Source organism: Hymenobacter radiodurans, assembly GCF_004355185.1.
In the GTDB taxonomy this organism is placed as follows: domain Bacteria; phylum Bacteroidota; class Bacteroidia; order Cytophagales; family Hymenobacteraceae; genus Hymenobacter; species Hymenobacter radiodurans.
The window spans coordinates 1,195,298-1,216,611 of the sequence record NZ_CP037922.1 but is presented as its reverse complement, the minus strand read 5'-3'; the positions used below and the strand labels follow the sequence as shown (position 1 = coordinate 1,216,611).

11 protein-coding genes are annotated in these 21,314 nt (G+C 56.8%); 7 read left to right on the top strand and 4 right to left on the bottom strand.

The window, feature by feature from the left end; translation table 11 throughout:
- Nucleotides 1-80 precede the first annotated feature (80 nt).
- The 3 genes from EPD59_RS06340 to EPD59_RS06330 all read left to right on the top strand — a co-directional run bounded on the left by EPD59_RS06340 (nt 81) and on the right by EPD59_RS06330 (nt 6,626).
- Nucleotides 81-1,088: an alkaline phosphatase D family protein gene (locus EPD59_RS06340; RefSeq protein ID WP_133272051.1), complete on the top strand. Its 1,008-nt coding sequence runs from the start codon at nt 81-83 to the stop codon at nt 1,086-1,088.
- A gap of 283 nt (nt 1,089-1,371) precedes the next feature.
- Nucleotides 1,372-4,623: a glycoside hydrolase family 3 N-terminal domain-containing protein gene (locus EPD59_RS06335; RefSeq protein ID WP_133272050.1), complete on the top strand. Its 3,252-nt coding sequence runs from the start codon at nt 1,372-1,374 to the stop codon at nt 4,621-4,623.
- Between the two features lie 377 nt (nt 4,624-5,000).
- Nucleotides 5,001-6,626, top strand: a complete 1,626-nt coding sequence (locus EPD59_RS06330) for a 3-(methylthio)propionyl-CoA ligase (protein WP_205703490.1) — start codon at nt 5,001-5,003, stop codon at nt 6,624-6,626.
- Between the two features lie 152 nt (nt 6,627-6,778).
- On the opposite strand, the gene EPD59_RS06325 is transcribed toward EPD59_RS06330, so the two are convergent.
- Nucleotides 6,779-7,957, bottom strand: a complete 1,179-nt coding sequence (locus EPD59_RS06325) for an acyltransferase family protein (protein ID WP_133272049.1) — start codon at nt 7,955-7,957, stop codon at nt 6,779-6,781.
- A 444-nt stretch (nt 7,958-8,401) separates the two neighbouring features.
- Here EPD59_RS06325 and EPD59_RS21770 point away from each other — a divergent pair, with 444 nt between their 5' ends.
- Genes EPD59_RS21770 through EPD59_RS06310 form a run of 4 tightly spaced genes read left to right on the top strand, consistent with a single transcriptional unit; the run spans nt 8,402 to nt 14,428 of the window.
- Nucleotides 8,402-9,625: a carboxypeptidase-like regulatory domain-containing protein gene (locus EPD59_RS21770; protein WP_205703489.1), complete on the top strand. Its 1,224-nt coding sequence runs from the start codon at nt 8,402-8,404 to the stop codon at nt 9,623-9,625.
- A gap of 5 nt (nt 9,626-9,630) precedes the next feature.
- Complete coding sequence (locus EPD59_RS21765) at nt 9,631-11,523, top strand: TonB-dependent receptor domain-containing protein (RefSeq protein WP_205703488.1); 1,893 nt, start codon at nt 9,631-9,633, stop codon at nt 11,521-11,523.
- Nucleotides 11,524-11,580: 57 nt separating this feature from the next.
- Nucleotides 11,581-13,122: a SusD/RagB family nutrient-binding outer membrane lipoprotein gene (locus EPD59_RS06315; RefSeq protein ID WP_133272048.1), complete on the top strand. Its 1,542-nt coding sequence runs from the start codon at nt 11,581-11,583 to the stop codon at nt 13,120-13,122.
- A 55-nt stretch (nt 13,123-13,177) separates the two neighbouring features.
- The gene (locus EPD59_RS06310) at nt 13,178-14,428 is read left to right on the top strand and encodes a hypothetical protein (RefSeq protein ID WP_133272047.1); all 1,251 of its coding nucleotides are present in this window, start codon (nt 13,178-13,180) and stop codon (nt 14,426-14,428) included.
- 73 nt (nt 14,429-14,501) lie between these two features.
- Here the strand turns inward: EPD59_RS06310 and EPD59_RS06305 are convergent, their stop codons facing one another.
- The 3 genes from EPD59_RS06305 to EPD59_RS06295 all read right to left on the bottom strand — a co-directional run bounded on the left by EPD59_RS06305 (nt 14,502) and on the right by EPD59_RS06295 (nt 20,984).
- Nucleotides 14,502-15,821: a RagB/SusD family nutrient uptake outer membrane protein gene (locus tag EPD59_RS06305; RefSeq protein ID WP_133272046.1), complete on the bottom strand. Its 1,320-nt coding sequence runs from the start codon at nt 15,819-15,821 to the stop codon at nt 14,502-14,504.
- 32 nt (nt 15,822-15,853) lie between these two features.
- The gene (locus EPD59_RS06300; RefSeq protein ID WP_240731644.1) at nt 15,854-19,051 is read right to left on the bottom strand and encodes a SusC/RagA family TonB-linked outer membrane protein; all 3,198 of its coding nucleotides are present in this window, start codon (nt 19,049-19,051) and stop codon (nt 15,854-15,856) included.
- A gap of 301 nt (nt 19,052-19,352) precedes the next feature.
- A complete protein-coding gene (locus tag EPD59_RS06295) occupies nt 19,353-20,984 on the bottom strand; it encodes a glycoside hydrolase family 10 protein (protein ID WP_240731723.1) in 1,632 nt (543 codons plus the stop codon).
- Nucleotides 20,985-21,314 lie beyond the last annotated feature (330 nt).

Here is a 21,314-nt window from a genome sequence, read left to right as displayed (position 1 = left end):
TGACGGCTGGGGGGCTTTTTATAACCGTAGCTTCACACCAAGCACGTCGCTCCTTCTGCTCTATTTTTCATATTTGCAGCATGAAAAACTATCTCCTGATCCTGAGTTTACTTTTAACTCTGGGCAGCCCGACGGCCGTGGCTCAGCGCAACAAAGCAATGACAATTGCTTTCGGCTCCTGCGACCGCCAAGACCTTCCGCAGACCATCTGGGGGACAATTTCCAAGGATAAACCGGACCTCTGGATCTGGCTGGGCGACAACATTTACGGCGACACGGAAGACATGACCGTGCTCAAAGCCAAGTACGACCAGCAGTTCAACCAACCCGAGTACAAAGCCTTCCGCACCCAAGTCCCCGTCATCGGTACCTGGGACGACCACGACTATGGCCGCAACGATGGCGACAAATCGTTTGGCCCCAAAAAAGAAAGTCAGCAACTAGCCCTCGACTTCTTGCAGGAGCCTGCTGCCAGCCCCCGCCGCCAGCAGGAGGGCATTTATGCCGCGTATACTTATACTGTCGGGAAGAAACGAGTGAAGGTAATTTTGCTCGATGACCGCTACCATCAAGATGCCTTGTTTCGGGACGCCAACAAAGTGTATCAACCCAACCCTACCGGCGATATTCTGGGCGAGGCGCAATGGCGTTGGCTGGAAGAACAACTGACCAACAGCGACGCCGATGCCCATATTATTGGCTCCGGCATTCAGTTTCTGGCCGAAGAGCATCGGTATGAGAAATGGGCCAATTTCCCGGTTGCCCGCCAGCGCTTTCTGGCATTGCTAGCCAGCACGAAAGCTAAAGGCGTGCTGCTCATGAGCGGCGACCGCCACATTGGCGAAATAGCTAAAATGACCGTGCCTAGCGTACCTTATCCCGTGTACGAAGTCACGTCCAGTGGCCTCACGCACCCAGCTACCAACAACACTGGCGAGCCAAATAAATACCGCGTAGGTCCGCTGGTCAATCAGAAACACTATGCTCTGTTTCGCCTTCGGCAGAAAGGCAAAAAGCTCCTAACAACTATGGAGTTGAAGGGCGAAAACGGAGAGGTTTTTTACGCGGAGAAAACAGTCATTCAGTAATACAGACTTCTGTTGGTGAGCCAAAAGAGCTGAAGATATCTTCAGCTCTTTTTTGTGCGACTATTATCTCGAATTCAACAAAACTGACCAATAAGTAGAACGTCATGCAGAGCGGAGCGAAGCATCTTGCCTAGAGTCGTTAACTAACCCTTCTGTCATCCTGAGCTTGCGAAGGACCTTCTCACCTGAGAACGAGTCGTTCAACTGCTATAAGGTCCTTCGCAAGCTCAGGATGACAAATGGGGTGGTAGATATACTTCGCTGTGCTCGGCATGAAGGGCATATGGAAAACTCTAGATTAGTCTACAGCCTGTTCGTCTTTATTTCCGATCCACTTTCTCAGGTATTCTCGCATAACTTCGTGGGTTGCCGTATTTTTACGGCTGACTTCCACCCGAACCCTGCGCCCTTGCTTACGCCCCGGAATTTCTCGCTCTTCATCCTGCTTCTGTTGTTCCTGCCTTTCGCCACTTCGGCCCAGCAACGACGGAAGAAACCGACTAAACCTAAAGTTGCTGCTCCGATAAAGCCGGTTTCACTGAACGCGCCGGTGCCTTTTGCCCCCCAACTGGCAAAGTCACACTGGGTTGATTCGGTGATGGCCACGCTCACCCCCGATCAGCGGGTGGCGCAGCTCTTTATGGTGGCGGCGTATTCTAACCGCAAGCGCATCGATGAAGACTCCGTGTCGCAGTTGGTGCAGCAGTACGGCGTTGGGGGGCTTATTTTCTTCCAGGGCGGCCCAGTGCGCCAAAGCAAGTTGCTGAACCGCTATCAAGCCCAAGCGAAAGTGCCGCTGCTGGTGGCCATGGATGCGGAGTGGGGCATCGGTATGCGGTTGGATAGTACCACGCGGTTTCCGTACCAAATGAGCATGGGCGGCGTGCAGGACACCGCCTTGCTCTACGAGATGGGCGCCGAGATTGCCCGCCAGTTCAAGCGCACCGGTATGCACGTCAACTTTGCGCCGGTGGTCGATGTGAATAACAACGCGGCTAACCCCGTCATTGGCTACCGCTCCTGGGGCGACAACCGCGAAGAAGTAACGGCCAAGAGCTACCAATACATGCGCGGCATGCAGGACAACGGCATTCTCGCCGTAGCCAAGCACTTCCCCGGCCACGGCGACACTGACACGGACTCTCACCTCGCCCTGCCCCTAATTCGGGTAGACAAGCGCCGCATTGACACCCTGGAGCTATTTCCCTTCCGCGACCTGATGCGGCGCGGCTTGGGGGGCATTATGATTGCTCACCTCAACATCCCAGCCCTCGACAGCACTGGCATTCCCTCCACCCTTTCCAAGCCCATCGTGACGGGCATGGTGAAGGAGAAAATGGGCTTTGAAGGCGTCATTTTCACGGATGCTATGAACATGAAGGGCCTCACCAATATGTTCCCGCCCGGTGAAGGCGATGTACGTGCCCTTCTCGCCGGCAACGACGTGTTGGAGTTCTCCAAAAATATTCCGCTGGCCCTAACGATGGTTCGGGAAGCCATTAATCGGGGCGAAATCACGCAGGAAGAAATTGACCGCCGTTGTCGCAAAGTACTGGCGCTGAAGGAGTGGGCGGGGCTGAATAAGTATCAGCCCATCGACCTCAAAAACCTGTACAAGGACCTCAACACCCCGCACGCCAACTACCTGAGTCAGCGCCTGAGCGAGTTGTCTCTAACCTTGCTGCGCAACGAGAAGAGCATGCTGCCGCTGCAAGGCCTGGACACGCTACGTATTGCCACGGTGGCCATCGGCACCAAAGACACCACCGACTTCCAGCGCATGGTGGCGGACTACGCACCAGCCGACCATTTTTGGCTGTCGGCCACGCCTACACTGGATGAGCTAGTGAAGATTCGGGAGGCGCTGAAAGGCTACAATACGCTGCTTGTCGGTCTGAATAACTTAGGCCGGTTGCCAGCTACCAACTTTGGAGTAACGCCGGAAACCAACGTGCTCCTGCGAGAGCTGGCAACCGCCAAACAGCGCATTGTAGTCAGCGTGTTTGGCAATGCCTACGCCGTGGCCAAAGTCCGCGACCTAGCCCGCGCCGATGCCGTGGTACTAGCGTATCAGGAAAGCAGAAACGCCCAGGATCTGACTGCGCAAATGATTTTTGGCGGCATTGGCGCCCAAGGCAAATTGCCCGTCACCATCTCCGACGACTACCCGCGCGGCTTCGGCCTCAGCACCCAGGGCGGCATGCGCCTGAGCTATAGCTACCCCGAAGCGGTGGGCATGAGCAACAACCTCGAAGCCCGCGTGGACTCGATGATGCAGCAGGCGTTGGCAGCCAAGGCATTCCCCGGTGGCGAAGTGCTGATTGCCCGCAACGGCACGGTAGTGTTGCGCAAAAGCTACGGCACCCACGACTACGCCGACAATCCACGCTTGGGGGGCAAAAAGCCGCGCCCAGTGCAGAACACCGACATTTACGACTTGGCTTCAGTCACGAAAGTATCGGCGGCACTGCCGGCACTCATGCGCCTTCAGGATCAGGGCAAGTTCAACCCCGACATGACCATGGGGCAGCTTTACCCCGAGTTTGTGGGCACGAACAAGCAGGATTTGAAGCTACGTGACGTGCTTACCCACCAAGCCCGCCTCAAAGCCTGGATTCCCTTCTGGAAAGATTATACCAAGCCCCGCGGCATTTTTAATAAGCTGTTTGGCAAAAGTCCCGATGCAGCCAACGTATCCGCCACCAAGCCATCGGAGCTAAACCGCCGCTTCTTCCGCTCCGATTCGTCGGCTCGCTTTCCCTATCAGGCTGCCACCAATCTGTGGGCCCGCAAAGACTTCCCCGAGCGCATTCGCGAAGCCATTGCCGAGTCGCCGCTGAATGAGAAGCCCGGCTACGTGTACTCCGATTTGTCGTTTATCATGTATCCGCAGTTTGTGCGCTCAGCTTCGGGCAAACCGCTCAATCAGTTTGTGGTGGATGAGATTTATAAGCCGTTGGGCGCGACAACTATGGGCTACAACCCCACCCGCCGCTTCCCGCTTAGCCGCATTACTCCCACCGAATATGACTCTTTGTTCCGCCACAGCCAGCTGCACGGCACCGTGCACGACGAAGGCGCAGCTCTGCTGGGGGGCATTTCTGGGCACGCGGGCCTGTTCGGCAACGCCAATGACCTAGCCAAAGTAGTGCAGATGTACGCCTGGAATGGCAAGTATGGTGGACAGCAGCTCATCAAACCCGAGACCATAGCCGAGTACACGCGCTGCCAGTTCTGCCCCGACAATCGTCGCGCCCTCGGCTTCGACCGGCCTGCTGCCAACCCCTCGGTGAATTCGGCCAAAAATGCTAGCCCAAGCAGCTACGGCCACACGGGTTACACCGGCACCTACTTCTGGGTCGATCCGCAGTATGATGTGGTGGTTATCTTCCTTTCAAACCGGGTCAACCCAACTCGCAACAACAATAAAATCAGCGACCTGAGCGTGCGCAGTCACTTATTGCAAGTTGCCATCGAAGCGGTGCAGCAGGGCAAAAGTACGCCCACTGAATCGCCGGTGCTGAAGGAGAATTAAGAGGCTTCAACGATTGGCCTCACCCCCCGGCCCCCTCTCCAAGGGAAGAGGGGGAGCCTGACGCTAATCATTCTACGCCGCACTTTTGGCTCGCGCCTCCAGTACGGCTACCGCTTTCGTTAGGAAGTGAAGCGTTATAAAAAAGCCCCCAGAAATTCTCTGGGGGCTTTTTTGTGTTAAAGCTAATCGCGCTGTAGCGGTTGCGGAGGCAGTAGCCGACGTAGCCGCGTAGGCTGAGCGTCTGGCACCCCCGCAAACGCTCAATGCGCGTTACCCCTTGGAGAGGGGCCGGGGGGTGAGGCGCACGCGAGACCAATCGTTGTTTTTTCTTAGCTTAGAAAGCGGTATCGTCCGTTTCCCACCCAACCCATTTTTCTATGCTCGGCTTGATGATGAATCAGCCCCTGCGCATCGCGGGGCTTCTTGAACACGCGGCCAAATGGCACTCCGACACGGAAATTGTGTCGCGCCTAACGGAAGGCGGCATCCACCGCTACACCTACCACGATGCCCACCAGCGCAGCAAGCAGTTAGCCAACGCGCTCAAGAGTTTGGGTATCGGCATGGGCGACCGAATCGGGACGCTGGCCTGGAACAACCACCGCCACTTCGAGCTGTATTATGGCGTGTCGGGGCTGGGAGCCATTTGTCACACCATTAACCCGCGCTTGTTTGCTGAGCAGTTGGTATTCATCATCAACCACGCCGAGGACAGCTACATATTTCTGGACCTCACTTTTCTGCCGCTGGCTGAGAAATTAGCCCCCCACTGCCAAAAAGTTGCCGGCTGGGTTCTGCTCACCGACCGCGCCCACATGCCCGCCGACTCCACTTTGCCCGGCGAACTGCTCTGCTATGAGGAGCTACTAGCTGCCCAAACAGCTGACTTTGAGTGGCCCGTTTTCGACGAGAACACCGCCTCGTCGCTCTGCTATACTTCTGGTACCACCGACGAGCCCAAGGGTGTGCTCTACTCCCATCGCTCCACCCTGCTGCACAGCTACGCCGCCTCCCTGCCCGACTGCTTCAACTGCTCGGCCCGCGACGTAGTGTTGCCCGTCGTGCCCATGTTTCACGTCAACGCCTGGGGCATTCCCTACGTGGCGCCCATGAATGGCTGTAAGCTGGTGATGCCCGGCCCCGGCCTCGACGCTGCTAGCTTGTTCGAACTGTATGAGCAGGAAAAAGTCACGTTTACGGCTGGTGTGCCCACTATTTGGTTTGGCCTGCTGACGTTTATGCGGGAGAAAAAGCTACAATTCAGCACTCTCAAGCGCATGATTGTGGGCGGATCGTCTTGCCCGCCGGCGTTGCTAAAAGCCTTTGATGAGGAATTACATATCGAAATCCGTCACGCCTGGGGCATGACCGAAACCAGTCCGCTGGGCACGGCCTGCACGCTCAAAGCCAAGCACTTGCTCCTCTCTCCCGATGAGCAATTCGCCATTCAAACCAAGCAGGGACGCGCCATCTTTGGGGTAGACATGAAAATCGTGGACGATGCCGGCCAAGAGTTGCCGCACAACGGCGTTGCCTTCGGCGACTTGCTCGTGCGCGGCCCCTTCATCGTGGGCGACTATTTCCGGGCCGGTGAGCCGGGGCAGCTAACTCAAAGTGGCTGGTTCAAAACCGGCGACGTAGCCACCATCGACCCCGATGGCTTCATGCAAATCACCGACCGTTCCAAGGATGTCATCAAGTCGGGCGGCGAGTGGATTTCGTCTATTGATCTGGAAAACCACGCGATTGCGCACCCGGCCGTAGCCGAGGCAGCCGTTATCGGCGTGCCCCATCCGAAGTGGAGCGAGCGGCCATTACTGGTAATAGTGCTCAAACCGGGCGCTGAAGTCAGCAAGGAAGAGCTGTTGCAATTCTTCGAGGGCAAAATTGCGCGCTGGTGGACGCCCGACGCGGTAGAATTTGTGGACCAATTGCCCCACACCGCCACAGGCAAACTGCTCAAAACCAAGTTGCGTCAGGATTTCGCGGGCTATACTTTCTAAAACAAAACCCTAGATGGTCATGCAGAGCGGAGCGAAGCATCTCGCCCGCGCCGTTAGATTAGTAACCTAACATCAGCCCGCGAGATGCTTCGCTCCGCTCTGCATGACCATCTAGATAACTATTGTTCGTAAAATTTGCGCAATTCAGCTCATCAGACCTTAATAATAATCCGTCGATTATACATCACCCACAATATCCCTAACCAAATCAGCACGCACACGATAGCGCCCGCCAACGAAGCGTTGATAGGACTGAAATAGGGCACAAAAAACGTGTCGTAAAGCCAGGTGCGCAGGCCCACCGACTCGCCATTAGCACCAGGTACTTTAATCATCTGCAGCAAGCGCGGCACCAAGCCCGACAGAAAGAATACGGTAATGGCATTCACACCGTACACCAAAAAAGGCTTGGTCCAGGCGCGGTAGCCGTGCACGTCGCAGAGCCAGTACAGAGCCGCCAACATTGCTATTGCAATCCCGCCCGTATAGAGTACATACGAGCTCGTCCAGAGGCTTTTGTTGATTGGAAACCACCCATTCCAGTTCATTCCCAGCACAATAGCAGCGCCGCCAGCTACAAAAAGCCACGCCACTTTAGTGGCCGACTCTGTATTGCGCCGACGCAGCCATTGCCCGGCAAGCATGCCAGCAATGCCTGTCCCGATGGCGGGCAAGGTGCTCAGCAACCCTTCCGGGTCCCAGGTTTTGCTGGATTTCCACAAGTGATTTTCACCTAGTATGAGCCGATCGAGCCAGGCGCCAAGGTTGGTGGCGGGCTCCAAGTTGGCTGGGCCGAAGCCGGGCACCGGCACCACTTGCATGAGGATGTTATACAGCACCAAAATGCCCCCCAGCAGCCACGCCTGCGTGCGCCAGTTCGTTTTCAGGAATATCGTACCGCACACCAAGAATACAACGGCGATACGCGCCAGTACCCCCGGAATCCGCACCGTTTCGAACACGAAGCTGGGAAACAGCGCCGAAAACAGCCCCAGCCCAAACAGAATAGCTGAACGCTTCACAATGCGCAGCAACAGCTGCGGGTGGCGGCTTTTATCTTGTTTGGCCGAATCGAGCGCGTACACAATGCTGACACCCACAATGAACAGGAAGAAGGGGAATATGAGGTCGGTGGGGGTGCAGCCGTGCCATTTGGCGTGCTCCAGCGGCCCATAAATGTGGCCCCAACTGCCGGGGTTGTTCACCAGAATCATGGCCATGACGGTGATGCCCCGAAATACATCGAGCGACACCAGCCGGGCCGGGCCGCTGGCCTCCACCAACGGTACCGTGTGCGTTGTTTCGATGGCGGCCTGCGTAGTGGATTGCATAGGTTAAATGAGCTAGAGGTAAGGTTTACCAGAAACAAAAAGCAGACGTCAGGCAGCCTGAATAATCGGAGAGGTCCCGTTTCGCCAGCCCCGCCAAGGTAAAGAAACGCTTTAGGAAATGCTCCTCTGATTCGGCTGAACTCATTTTCGGTATAAGCTTCACTAAATAAAATTACATATATAGTTGTGCAGCTTAAATCATGCATTTAGCTTTAACTCATATTTTTCTGCTCTGGAAGCGCAGAATCGCAGAGTTGCCGCCCAGTAAAGCTGACTTTGTAATTCGATTATTCCCTCTTTCTATGGGTACTTGTACTTGCTTGTGTATTGTCCCCCAATAACTTCGGACGTTTCATCGACCGGAATCCAACTGCTTCGAGCGCTCGGATTCCGGTCTTTTCTTTTTTTCCACTCGCCTCATCTATTCACCTTTCTCTCCCTTCTATGAAAAAACTTTTATGGTTTTTCCTGGCGCTGGGGTGGCTGTTAGCCCCGCCAGTCCATGCCCAAACCACCCGAACCGTAACCGGCGTCGTAACAGCCGCCGAGGACCGCTCGCCCCTGCCGGGCGTGAACGTCATTGTGAAAGGAACTACCAACGGTGTTCAGACTGATGCCGAAGGTCGTTACACGCTCAGCAATGTAGCTGAAGGCAGCACTCTCGTTTTTAGCTTTATCGGCTACACAGCCCAAGAGCGACCCGCTACAGGTGCTACCGTTGATGTCGCTCTGGCCACGAGCACCACCAATCTGGGGGAAGTACTGGTCACGACTTCGTTTGGTATCGAGAAAGAACAACGCAGCATTGTTACCAGCGTGCAGGAAGTACAGGGCACCGAACTGGTCAACTCGCGCCAGCCGAATATCGTGAATGCCCTGCAAGGCAAAATCGCGGGCGTAAACATCACCAGCTCGGGTGGTGGCCCCGGCGAGGGCGCAGCCATTGTTATTCGGGGAGGCACCTCGCTCGACGGCGACAACCAGCCCCTATTTGTCATCGATGGGGTGATTATGGACAACTCCTCGTTTGCCGAATCGACGGCGCCGGGCGGTGGTTCGGCCTTCAATGGCATTCTGGGTCGCTCGGTGGGCACTACCAACCGCGCTTCGGACATTAACCCCGAGGATATTGAGAGCATGACGGTGCTGAAGGGCCCCGCAGCGGCCGTACTCTACGGCCTGCGCGCTGCCAACGGCGCCGTAATCATCAAAACCAAGAGCGGCACGGCGGGTCGGATTACGCTCAACTACCGCACGCAATTTTCGGTGGACCAGGTGAACCGCTTGCCTAAGCTACAGGACCAATACAAGCAGGGTTCGTTGGGCATTTCTGACCCAGGCACCCGCCAGTCGTGGGGCCCGCGCTTTGCGCCCGGCGAAACAGTATTTAACAACCTGGAAGATTTTTACCAGCGAGGCACCTCTTTCCAGAACTACCTGAACATGACGGGCGGCACCGAAAAAGCCAGCTTCCTCCTCTCGGTTCAGCACCTCGACTCGAAAGGTATTACACCCGAAAGCAAGTACGACAAAGCCTCCGTACGCCTAGCGGGCACCGTGAAGATTTCGCCTAAGTTCAGCGCCAACGCCTCGGCCAACTACCTGAACTCGGGCGGTGAGCGCCCCGTGCAGGGCCCCGGCCTGTTTGGCGGCTCGGGGGCTATTTGATCAGCTTGCTCAACTGGCCCCGCAACGATGATGCGCGCATTTACCTGAACCCCGACGGCAGCCGTCGCCGCCTCACGGGTGCATCTACCAGCGCCAACGACGCCGACAACCCTTACTTTACGGTAAACCGCAACCCCCAAACCGACCGCACCAACCGCTTTATCGGCAACGCGACTTTGAATTTTGCGGCCTATAAGTGGTTGAATTTCAGCTATACCCTGGGCACCGACTTTTACCAGGAGCGCGTGCGCTCGGTACGGGCTGTGGGTACCTCCTTGGTGAACAACCAGGATGGCGGTATTGCCGAGACCACCAACGCTAACCGCATTCTGAACTCCAACTTCCTGGCGACCCTGAACCATCAGTTCAGCGAGAATTTCAGCGGTACCCTGACGCTGGGTAACACCGTGGAGCAGCTTCGCAATGAGAAGACGGACGTTATCGGTCTGATTTTTCAGAACCCGAACTTTATCAGCATCAACAACACCGTAAACCGCAACGCGCTAACCAGCAACGTACAGCGGCGCTTGGTGGGTAACTTTGCCCAGTTGAGCATGGTGTTCTGGGATCAGCTCTTTGTGGAGCTGAGCGGGCGCTATGACATCTCGTCTACCCTGCCCCGCCCCGACAAGAACAAGATTTACGGCAAAGGCTTTGGCTACGGCTCTATCGGAGCGGGCTACGAGTTTACCCGCACGCTAGGCTTAGAGCAGAACCCCATTCTGAACTACGGCAAGATTCGCGGTTCTATTGCTGAAGTGGGCAAAGACACTGGCCCTTACCGCGTGGAATCGCCTTTGGCGGCCAACACCTACATCGGTGGCGGCTTCCGCAACGGTTTCTTCGGCTCCAACAGCCTGCTTATTCCCGAGCGTAGCCGCTCGTATGAGTTGGGCGTGGAGTTGCGCTTTCTGCAAAACCGCCTCGGACTGGACGCCAACGTATATCGCACCCGCACCACCGACCAGCTAATTGCCCCCCGCGTGAGTCAGGCTACAGGCTTCATTCTGCAGTACATCAATGGCGGCACCGTGGAGAACAAGGGTATCGAAATCTCCTTGAATGGCTCGCCGGTGAAAACCAACAACTTTACCTGGGACGTACTGGCCAACTTCTACCGCAACGAAAACAGAACGGTAGAGCTGCCCAGCGTGCTGACGGTGGTAAACCAGTCGGACGCTTTTATTATTGACTTTGCGCAGGGTGGCGCTTACCCCGGCAAGCCCATCACCGGTATTGGTGCCAGCGACTGGCAGCGCGCCCCCGATGGCCGCGTGCTCATCAGCCCTACCACTGGCTATCCTTTGGTAGATGCCAACTTTACCTACCAAGGCGACCGCGCACCGGACTTCACTACTCAGCTTACCAATACGTTCACTTATAAGGCTCTGCAGTTTACATTCCTGCTTGATTTCCGCAAGGGGGGCAAAGTAGTGAACGGCAACGACTGGTATGCAACCCGCACCAGCGGCCTGAGCGAGCGGACTTTGGACCGGTACAAGGAAGTGGTATTTGACGGCGTAATTGCCACGCCAAACGCCGACGGCTCAACTACTTACACCCAAAACACCCGCCCCGTGGAGCTGACTCAGGGCTACTACCAGAATACGCTAGGTACGGTAGGCTCGGCCTTTATCGAGGATGTGTCTTGGACGCGTCTGCGCTATGCTACGCTGAGCTACAACATTCCGGCGGCTACGTTTGGACAGTCCTTCATCAAGGGCCTAGAGCTGAGCGTAACGGGCCGCAACCTGCTGCTGCTCACCAACTACACCGGCGCTGACCCAGAAACTTCGGCGGCTGGTGCCGGCGTGCGCGGTGGCGGCTCCAACGGCTTCGACTTTGGTAGCGTGCCAGCCACGCGCGGCGTGGATATGGGTGTGCGCGTTACTTTCTAAACTTCATCGGCCCGACCTCCGCTGGGGGCTTTTTCGGGCTTTTCTGTCTTTTATTTTATGAAAAAACTCATTCTCCTGCTGGGCCTGGTGCTGGGCGGTGGTATGTTCACTTCCTGCGACGATTTCCTCGACGTGAACACCGACCCGAACAACCCCACTACGGCCACGCCTAACTTCCTGCTCCCGAACATTATCTCCAACGGCGCGCAGACGCAGATGTTCACGGCCCTGCGCACACCCTTTATTACGCAGTATCTGGTCAGCCGCACGGGCGGCAACACCGTAGATAACTACTTCTACACCAACGCCCAAAGCACCAACTCCTTCAACTACACGTACTTCTACTCGGGGGGCAATATTCCGCCGATGATTGCGGCCGCCGAGGCAGAAGGCTCGGTGTATTACGTGGGCGCGGGCAAAATCATGATGGCGCTGATTCTCAGCCACGCCACCGATATGTTCGGCGACACTCCGTACACGGAAGCTTTCCTGGGCGCGCAGAACTATACGCCTAAGTACGATCCGCAGGAAGAGATTTATGCCACTATCAATCGGCTACTCGACGAAGGCATCGTGGAAATGAGCAAGCCTGCTTCGGCCAACTTCCGCCCGCTCTACGTGACCGCGCCTAGCGTCAGCGGCGATATTCTGTATCGCGGCGACGTAACCAAATGGATTAAGCTGGCGAACTCGCTGAAGGCCCGGCAAAATCATCACCTGACGAAGAAGGCCTCCTACGACCCCAACGCTATTCTGGCGCTGGTCGACCAAGGCTTTAAGGCAACGGCCGATGACGCGCAGCTTCAGTTTCAAGTAGCTGTGGCTCCTTTGGTAAGCACTACCAACATCTTTGGTACTACCCGCAACAACTTTGCGACCTCCACTTTCTCGGCCAACTTTATCAAGTACCTGGACGGGCGCACGTTTGGCGTAGTCGATCCGCGTTTGCCGATTATGGCTACGGCCACCAGCACTGGCGCCGACCCCGGCCTGGGCGGCGGTCCGCAGCCAACCACCGTGCAGACGGATTTCTACGCGAGCTGGTACGCCCGCGAGCTGGGCTACTTTGAGTTGATTACTTACCACGAGCTGAAGTTTATTGAGGCAGAAGCCGCTTTCCGGGCCAACAACCGGGCGCGGGCTTTCACCGCTTTCCAAGAAGGTATTCGGGCGCACATGCGCAAAATCGGGGTAGGCGGTTTCAGCACCAGCATACCGGTGGTCGCGTATCCTACCATCAGCGAAGCCCAGATTACGGCTTATTTGGCTAGCACGGCCGTGCCGCAAAGCGCCGCCGACCTGACCCTGAAGAGCATTATGGAGCAGAAGTACATCGCCATGTTCCTGAATCCGGAATCGTGGTCTGACCTGCGCCGCTTTGATTTTAACCCAGCCATTTACGTGAATTTCCGGGTACCAAGTGGGGTAAATCAGGCTTTAGTAACGGCTGCTACGCCAACAACTCCGGCGAGCATACGTTTCCCACGCCGCCTGCTGCCCGGCGCCACGGAAGTGCTGTACAACCCGAACGAGATTGCGCGCATCGGAGCAAATGCCCCCGATTATATTGCTCAGCCGGTATGGTGGGATCAGCCATAAGGCCAGATTTGCCCCCCAGCCCCTTTTTCACTGACTTACTTCCGCAACGCTGCATATGAAGCATTTTCTAAAACGCTACGCTCCCCTCCTGCTACTGACGCTCACGGGCCTCACCACCAGCTGTGATGATGAGCTGGACGAAAACTATACCGAGGTCGGGCCGCAACTCCCAACCCTCCTGGCGAGCACCAGTAACCCCGACACTAAGTATGCGGTGGGGGAAACAGTACCATTGGAGATAAACTTTGCCTCTCAGGGCGAGCCAATCAAGGAAGTACTGGTGCTGCAAAAAGTAGAGCCCAGTCGCGACTCTGTGGTGGTCCAAACCATTCCGTATCAGCCGGCTTATTCCCGCCTCAAGCGGGCCGATACGCTGGTAGTGCGCTACGTGGTGCCCCAGGCGGCCAATAAAGCGCTAATCCGGGTAGATGTGCGCTTGGTGAGCCAAAATGGCCAATCAAAAACCCGCTCTGCTTCTTTTCGGGTAGCTGAACCCACGCCCACCATTCGCATCAATAGCGTCGCGAACGTAACGGCGCCTACCGCTGGCCCCGTAGTAGCCGGCGACGTAGTGCGCTACAACCTGACGCTGAACGTGAACGGCGTGACGTCAGCCACGGCTACAACTCCTGTCACGAGCATTCTTTACAAAGACCTCGACAGCCTGATTACCTACGTGCGGGTTGGAACTACTGCTGAACGGCGCTTACTGCGCCAGCGCCTCCCAGCCGTTGGAGCCCAAACCGGCGCGGCTACCACGCTGAATGTGGATGCAACGGTTCCGGCCAACTCGGCGGGGCAGCCTGTTACCTTCCGCTTTGAGGCAAAAGTGCGCACACCGGCCCGTACGGCTTCGGTTACGTCGGCTGCTATTACGCCCGGTACGCCCACAGCGCTGGCGGCGGTGCGTCCTATCACGCTCACCTACACCGGCACTACCGGCGGCGACTTGGCAGCTTTCAACTTCGCCACTTTCAGCGCGGCCACTGCCGCCGACGCGGCTACGGTGAAGGATATTGCCATCACCAGCATTGCCACCAACCAGGTGAAGCTGGATGCCCTGAACACTACCCGGTTGGTAAAAACAACTGCTGCCGTGTACACGGCAGCTACCTTGAACAGCGTTCGTCAGACTTATCTCACGGCCACCGCTGCTAATCAGGTTGCCAGCGTAGCCAGCGTGCTGGTAGGCGACGTGTATGTAGCCCGCGTGCGGGGCGGCGAACAGTATGTAATCTTCACGGTGACCGGCCTAAACCGGACGGCTACCGGTGTAAGCTTGGCGCTGGATGTGAAGGCGCTGTAGACTAGCATCTTTCCATTCAGCAAAAAAGCCCCCGGAAGTTCCGGGGGCTTTTTTTGTATTCGCTTGCTTGGCGCTACGCCGCTGGGTCATCAGGCGTAACTGTGTTGTTCTCACGCTCAGTGCGGGGGTATGGGTAGAAATTGCGGTTGCGCTCGGAGCCAGCCGCCCCCGGCCCAGGCCGATTGAAGCGGCGGCTATCGTCCAGCCTGAAACCCTGGAAAGCCAGCTCTACAGAACGGTTTCGTAGGATATCCAACAGCACGGCCTCCTGCGTGAGCGGACCAGCATACGGCGCCAAGCCAGCACCGGGAGGTGCAGTGGGCAGGCCGCCGGTAACAGTAGTGGCGGCCGCCGTGCTGGTGCGTACCCGGTTGAGCTCCAGCACGGCGTTGGCAAGGTCATTTTTGCGAGCATACGCCTCGGCCCGAATCAGCAGCATTTCGCCGGGCACATACACCGGAATGGGCGCTGCGCTGGCGCTATAGAAGCCCGTGCCCCGGTTTTGGGTAGCGGTGGGGTTGGCGCGCGTATAGAACGGAATGCGCCGGTCGCCGGCTTCGGGAGTCAACGCGCCGGTCAAACCCAGATTCACGTTGGTCGGCTCGAACACGTTGCGGTTGCCAAAAGCAACCTCGAACAGTGGGTTGCGGGCCAGCTCGTCGAAACTGAACACTGAGCGGCTTGCCAGATCCACTCGCCCGGCGGCCGCAATGGCCTTGTCGTAGTCGCCGGCCATCAGGCTGTAGCGGGCAATAAGGGCCTGCACGGTGTTGGGCAGGTTAATGCCTCCAATAATTTTGCTGTTGAAGTCGGCCGATACGGGCGCAGTATTCAATTGGGTAGCAGCTGCCTCCAGCTGCTCTACAGCCGACTGTAGGGCTTGCACGCGGCTCACGAATGGCGCGTTGGCCTGCGTAACAATGGGCACCTGCTCAAAGTATTGCGCCAAAGTACCAATTGCCAGGGCCCGAAAGATGCTGGCGTAGGCAATGATGCCGCTACGCGTGCCAGGGTCGGTAGCGTTGTTGGCGTTGGTCAGCACAAGGTCAGCATTGGCACGCACCAGCTGCGACTGGGTCCAGAGGTTGCGCACCACGCCGTTGAGGTTCGTCACGTTGCCGGCCCCCAGGCTGACGTTAAATTCCTCAATGTTGCCGACGTTAATTACCGTCAGCTCGCGGGTGCTCAGGCCCCCAGCCGCCACGGTATTGTAGAGCGGACTCAGCGCCCCACCCGTCGTGAAGCGGGCCTGCAAACCGTTGCATACCGTAATCAGGCCGTCGGCGTTGGTTAGCACCTGCACGTCGCTAGCGGTGCTGGGGTTCAGGTATTCTTTGTCGCAGCTGCTCATGGCCATCGACAGCACAGCCAGCAGTATCAGTATCTTTTTCATGGATTGGCTAGTTTGGAGAAGAGGAAACCCCATTAGAAAGTGGCCGACAACCGGAGCTGGTAAGTGCGCGGAATCGGCACGTTACCAAAGTCCACCGCCCGAAACAAATCGGAAGCGCCACCCGCGCTGGTTTCCGGATCGAAGCCCTTGTAGTCGTCCCACGAATAGAGGTTGCGGCCAATAAGCGACACATTGAGGTCGCTGATGAATTTACTGATGGGTGGCAATGTGTACGTGAGGGCCGTTTCGCGAAGCTTCACATACGAGCCATCATCAATCCGGAATTCCTGGGTGTTATACACGGCGAAGATGTAGCCGCGTGGAATCTCCCCCCGCAGTTCCTGCTCGGCCAGTTCGCCAAGCCCCACGCCCTGGCGGGTACGATAGTCCGCATTAAATACATCCACGCCCTGCACGGCATCGAGCAGCACTCGCAAAGAGAGCTTCTTGTACGTAAAGCTGGTGCTGAATGAGCCAGTCCAATCCGGGTTTGGGTTGCCAATGATGACGTTGGCAATAGTAGTACCCGGTGCGTAGCTGGGCTGGCCCTCGGCGGTGCGAGCCGGTGTGAAGTCAATTGAGCCGACACCTTGGCCCGTAGTGCGCTCGTCCTGCGGAAAGCCCTGAGGGGTCAGCAGCAGGGAGCCATCGGGGTTGCGGGCATACGCCGAGCCATAAAATACGCCCGCGGGCTGTCCATTAATCAGATACACCGGCGCGCCGGCCACGTTGTCGACCGCTATGGCCGCCGAACCCACCAAGTCCACAATCTTATTGCGGTTGCGGCTGTAAATGGCCGTGAAGTCCCAGCTGAAATCGGCCGTTCGCACTGGGGCAGCGCTCAGCTGCACTTCCACGCCCTTGTTGTTGAGCCGAGCCACGTTCTCCACGATGGATGAACCGCCCCGCGACGGCGCCAGCGGCCGGTTCACCACCAGATCGGTGGTTTTCTGATTATACACGGTTACGCCCAAGCCAAGCCGGTCATTAAAGAAGCCCAGGTCGGCCCCCACTTCCAGTTCGGCTACGCGCTCCGGCCGCACCCGGGGGTTTGCCAGCTGCGCATTGGGCAGGAAGGTATTTCGGCCCTGAAAGCCAATAGGAGTAAACTGATAAAACCGGTCGTAGGAGCCAGTACCGTTCAGGTTGCCGGCCTCCCCGTAGCTGGCGCGCAGCTTCAGTGAGTTGAAAGTCTTGGCGTACGCTGCATCCTTCCAGAAGCCTAGGTCGGAGAGCACCACCGAAGCACTCACTTTAGGATAGTACTGGTTGGTTTCGGAGGACGAGAACTTCGATGATCGGTCGCGGCGAATGGCCCCCGTCAGGAAAGCCAAGTTGCGGAAACCAAAGGTGGCTTGCCCGAAAATTCCACTCAAATCAAACCGATCTAATTCGGCGCCGGAAGCTACTGTGTTGCTGGCGGCTCCGCTCACGGTGGTAATAAACGGCGCGAGATTTTGGCCCTGCGTGCGCACCAACTCCCCCCGCAGGAACTGGTAGCTGTAGCCAGCCAATAGCGTCATTTTAAAGTCTTCGGTCAGTTGCCGGTCGTACCCCACGTTCACGTCGGAGTTGAGCTGCAGCACGTTATTATTTGCATTGGCTGCAAACCCGGATGGGTAGCGCTGTAACGGCAGGCCGGCCGCAGCTTGGTATGGGTAAGGCCGGATGTAGTTCTCCCCCACCTGGGAATACGTGTCTGCCCCGAAGATATAATCAACCGAAAAACCCTTGAACGGCGTCAGATTAATTTGAATATCACTAATGGTACGGTTGATACACTGCGTAAACTTCATGTCCTCGATAGTAGACAGCGGATTAACGCGGGTAGGCTCTACGGCCAGCAAATTGCCATTGGGGTCGCGCTGGCTGATGTCGTAGATATTGTTGGTGATGTTAATGGAGTTGATGGGGCTGTAGAATACGTTTCCATTTGCCTTCTCATTGGAAAAGCTGTTATTGTAAGCCACTCCCACCGAAGCCCTGATCCAGTTGGCCAAGCGCTGATCGACGCGGGCCCGCACATTGTAACGCGTAAAATCGGTGTCTTCAATAATACCCTGATTTTTCAGGTAGCCCACCGACACTAGGTACTGCGTCCGCTCTGCCCCGCCCGAAATAGATACGCCATTATCCGTACCGTAGCCCGTCCGGAAAACGTCGTTGAAGTAGTTGTAGCGTGGAGTTTCTACTAAGTTGGTGGCCAATAGTGTAGTGGCTCCGGCCCTTGTAACGCTTGTGGTCGTAATGCCGGGGTTGGCCGCTATCTGCTGGGCGGTGGGAGCTCCAATTGTGTACAGGCGTAGCCCCGCAAAGCCAAACTGTTGGCCGTAGGTATTGACGGGCACGGATTTGCGCAGCTCATTTATATTGAAGCTAGCATAGGCAGATACCCGTGCTGCGCCTGTCTTGCCTCGTTTGGTGGTAATGAGCACCACCCCATTTGAAGCTCGCGACCCATACTGCGCCGCTGCTGCTGCTCCGTTGATGACATTGATGCTGGCAATATCGTTAGGGTTGAGGTCGGCGAGGCGGTTTTGGCCGGCATTAGCCGTCCCAATGTCGGGGCCCGCGGCCTGCTGCGACACGTTCGTGCTGCTATTACTCACGATTACGCCATCGATAACATAAAGTGGGTCTGAGGAGCCCCGCAACGAGTGAATACCCCGCAACCGCACCGACATAGAGCCCGACGGGTCGCCGGAGTTCTGCACGATTTGCGCGCCGGGCAGTTTGCCTTGCAAGGCGTTGAGCGCGCCCCCAGTGCCGGTTTGCTCTAAGTCGCGGGCCGTTACCGTATTAATGGCGTTGCCTAGCTCCCGCTTATTTACGCTGATGGTGGAGCCAATTACGACCACGTCGTCCAGGGTCTGAAGGGCCTCCGTGAGCGTGACATCAGTGCTTACGGTTGGGGTGCTTGCCAAGCTGATAGATCGAGACTGAGGCCGGTAGCCAATAATAGAAAACGTGAGGGTATAGGTTCCGGGCGTTACTTGTGCTGACAGGCTGTAGGTGCCATCGGCGCCGGTAGCGGTACCGAGCGTGGTACCACCCAGCAAGACCGTAGCTCCAGGCAGCGCTTGCCCCCGCTCATCCACAACGCGCCCTTGCAAGGTGTAGGACTCGCGCCCTCCGCCCCCAGGCTGCGCCGCCAGTTGCGTAGTGAATAGTACGCATACGAGAAGCCAGCCTACTGCCAAGACTAGCCTCATCGAGTAAGTTTTACGCATAAAAGGAGAGATTAAGGTGGAAAGAAAGGAAAGTGGCAAAGAACTGAGTGCTATCAATATATGGGATAAATACCAGTTTGAATACAACTTTACCTATCAAAGACATAGGAACTCCATTCAGAGCCGCTTCTGGTAGCTGCTTCTTTTTCTCAGGTTGTTGCATCCCAAACTCTCTGCCTGCATTCCACTGGGATTTGAAATTGGTTAAGGCCGTTTGAAGGCACATAAAAAAGCCCCCCGGAAACTCCGGGGGGCTTTTTTATGGTAGTATAAGGCCTATTGCTCGACTTTCTTGCGCCAGTTACCGGCCAAATACGCGTTCCAACAAGCCACCACGCTTACGCTTCTTTATCTTCACCTTGGTCTTGGTGGTACTAGGCGTCGGGCGGCTAATAGGGGGCCGAGATGCGGTGGGTGGCACGGGCCGGGCCGGTGGCGTGGCTGCTGGCTGAGCAGCTGGGGCTTGTGTTTGCGCTGGCGCTGCGGGAGGGGCTTGCGCCACCAGCACCGGCGCGCCGGCTACCGTGCTGGCTCGCACGGGCGGGCTCTCATTGTGGAGGCGGTCGACGGCGGTGATATAGTACGCATACTCCACGCCGGGGCGGGCGGTAGTATCTACCAAGGCCGGCAGATTGTTGGCGGGACGAGGCACTAGGGCCACAATGCGACGCGGATCATCGGGGGCAGGCGTTTCGCCGGGCCCGAAGCGGTACACCACGAAGTAGCGGGCCACGTCGCCGTCGGTGGCGGCGGGGCCGGGCTGCCAGAGCAGACTTACAGCCCGACCAGTGCGGGTAAGCACCAGGTTTTGGGCAGGACGGGGTGGCACAGCATCCATCCAAGGCATGGAAGGCACCAGCGCCGGGTAGCGAAACAAATCCTGACGCAGCGTATCAGCCACATGCAGCGGATTAGCCATCAATGACTTCGAGCTAAAAAACACGCTGCCATTTACCTGCGTCGGGTATGAGCGGTTCAGCCGAATCTGGCGGGGCAGTTCGGTGGGGTCGCGCCAGGAAGGGTCGCGCTTGCTGGTTTCGAAGATGCGGTAAGCACCTTGCCCGATATATAAGTGCCGATCGAAGCGGTTGCGGGCCCACCAGTTCAGCAGCACTGAATAAGAAGCTGGTTTAAAAGTGGTGCTCCAGTACAGCTGGGGCATTATATAATCGACCCAGCCCTGCTGCATCCACAAACGAGCATCAGCGTACAGGCCCGAATACCCCTCAAACGCTGCTGTACCGGAGCCTTCCGGGTTGCTGGTTTGGTTCATCCAGACACCGAAGGGCGAAATACCAAACTTTACCCAGCGCTTTGTGCTCTGGATATTGGTGTGCAGATCGCGCACCAGTGTATTCACGTTCTGGCGGCGCCAGTCGGCCAGCTTCAGCTGATTTGGGTTGTGCTGCTGGAAAGCGGCTTCATCACGAATAACCTGATTTGCCTCCGGGTAAGGATAGAAATAGTCGTCGAAATGAACCCCATCGATATCGTAGCGGCGCACCACGTCCAGGATAACTTTATTGATATAACTCCGCACCTCGGGTAAGCCGGGGTTGAAAAGCAGCTTGCCGGAGTAGCGCAGAAACCACTCAGGATGCTGCCGATACGGATGATTAGCGGCCAGCTTACTGGTCACCGAATCGAGGGAGGCGCGGTAGGGATTAAACCAGGCGTGGAACTCCATACCGCGGGCATGGGCTTCATCGATCAGGAAAGGAAGCGGATCGTAGGCGGGACTGGGGGCTTTACCCTGCTGCCCGGTCAGCCACTTGCTCCAAGGTTCTAGCTCACTTTGGTAAAAGGCATCGGCGGCGGGCCGAATCTGCACAAAAACCGCGTTGATGCCGTTTTTCTTCTGTACATCAAGCATTTGAGTGTACTCGCGGCGCTGCTGCTCAGGCGTAAGCGAGCGGCGGCTGGGCCAATCAATATTCTCAACGCTGGCAATCCAGACCCCACGCAGTTCCCGCTTCGGGGGGCATTTTGCGCGTAAAGTGGCGAGCTACCCGCCACCAGGATTGTAAAAAGAAGAGGAAGAAACCAGAATTGATAATAACGGGGCATCAGCACAAACTATAGAGGAATGCGCAAAAGTACGCACACCAGCCACGCAAAGTGTACAGGCTTTTGGCTCAACAGCACTAGTTTAACTTTTTTAAACCAAGCTCAGCCAGCTGGCCCAGCTAGAAGCGGTATGCGTGACCGGCTTATCCAACCTTACACGAAGCACTACCGCCAGTGGCGCGTCTCAGTGTACAGG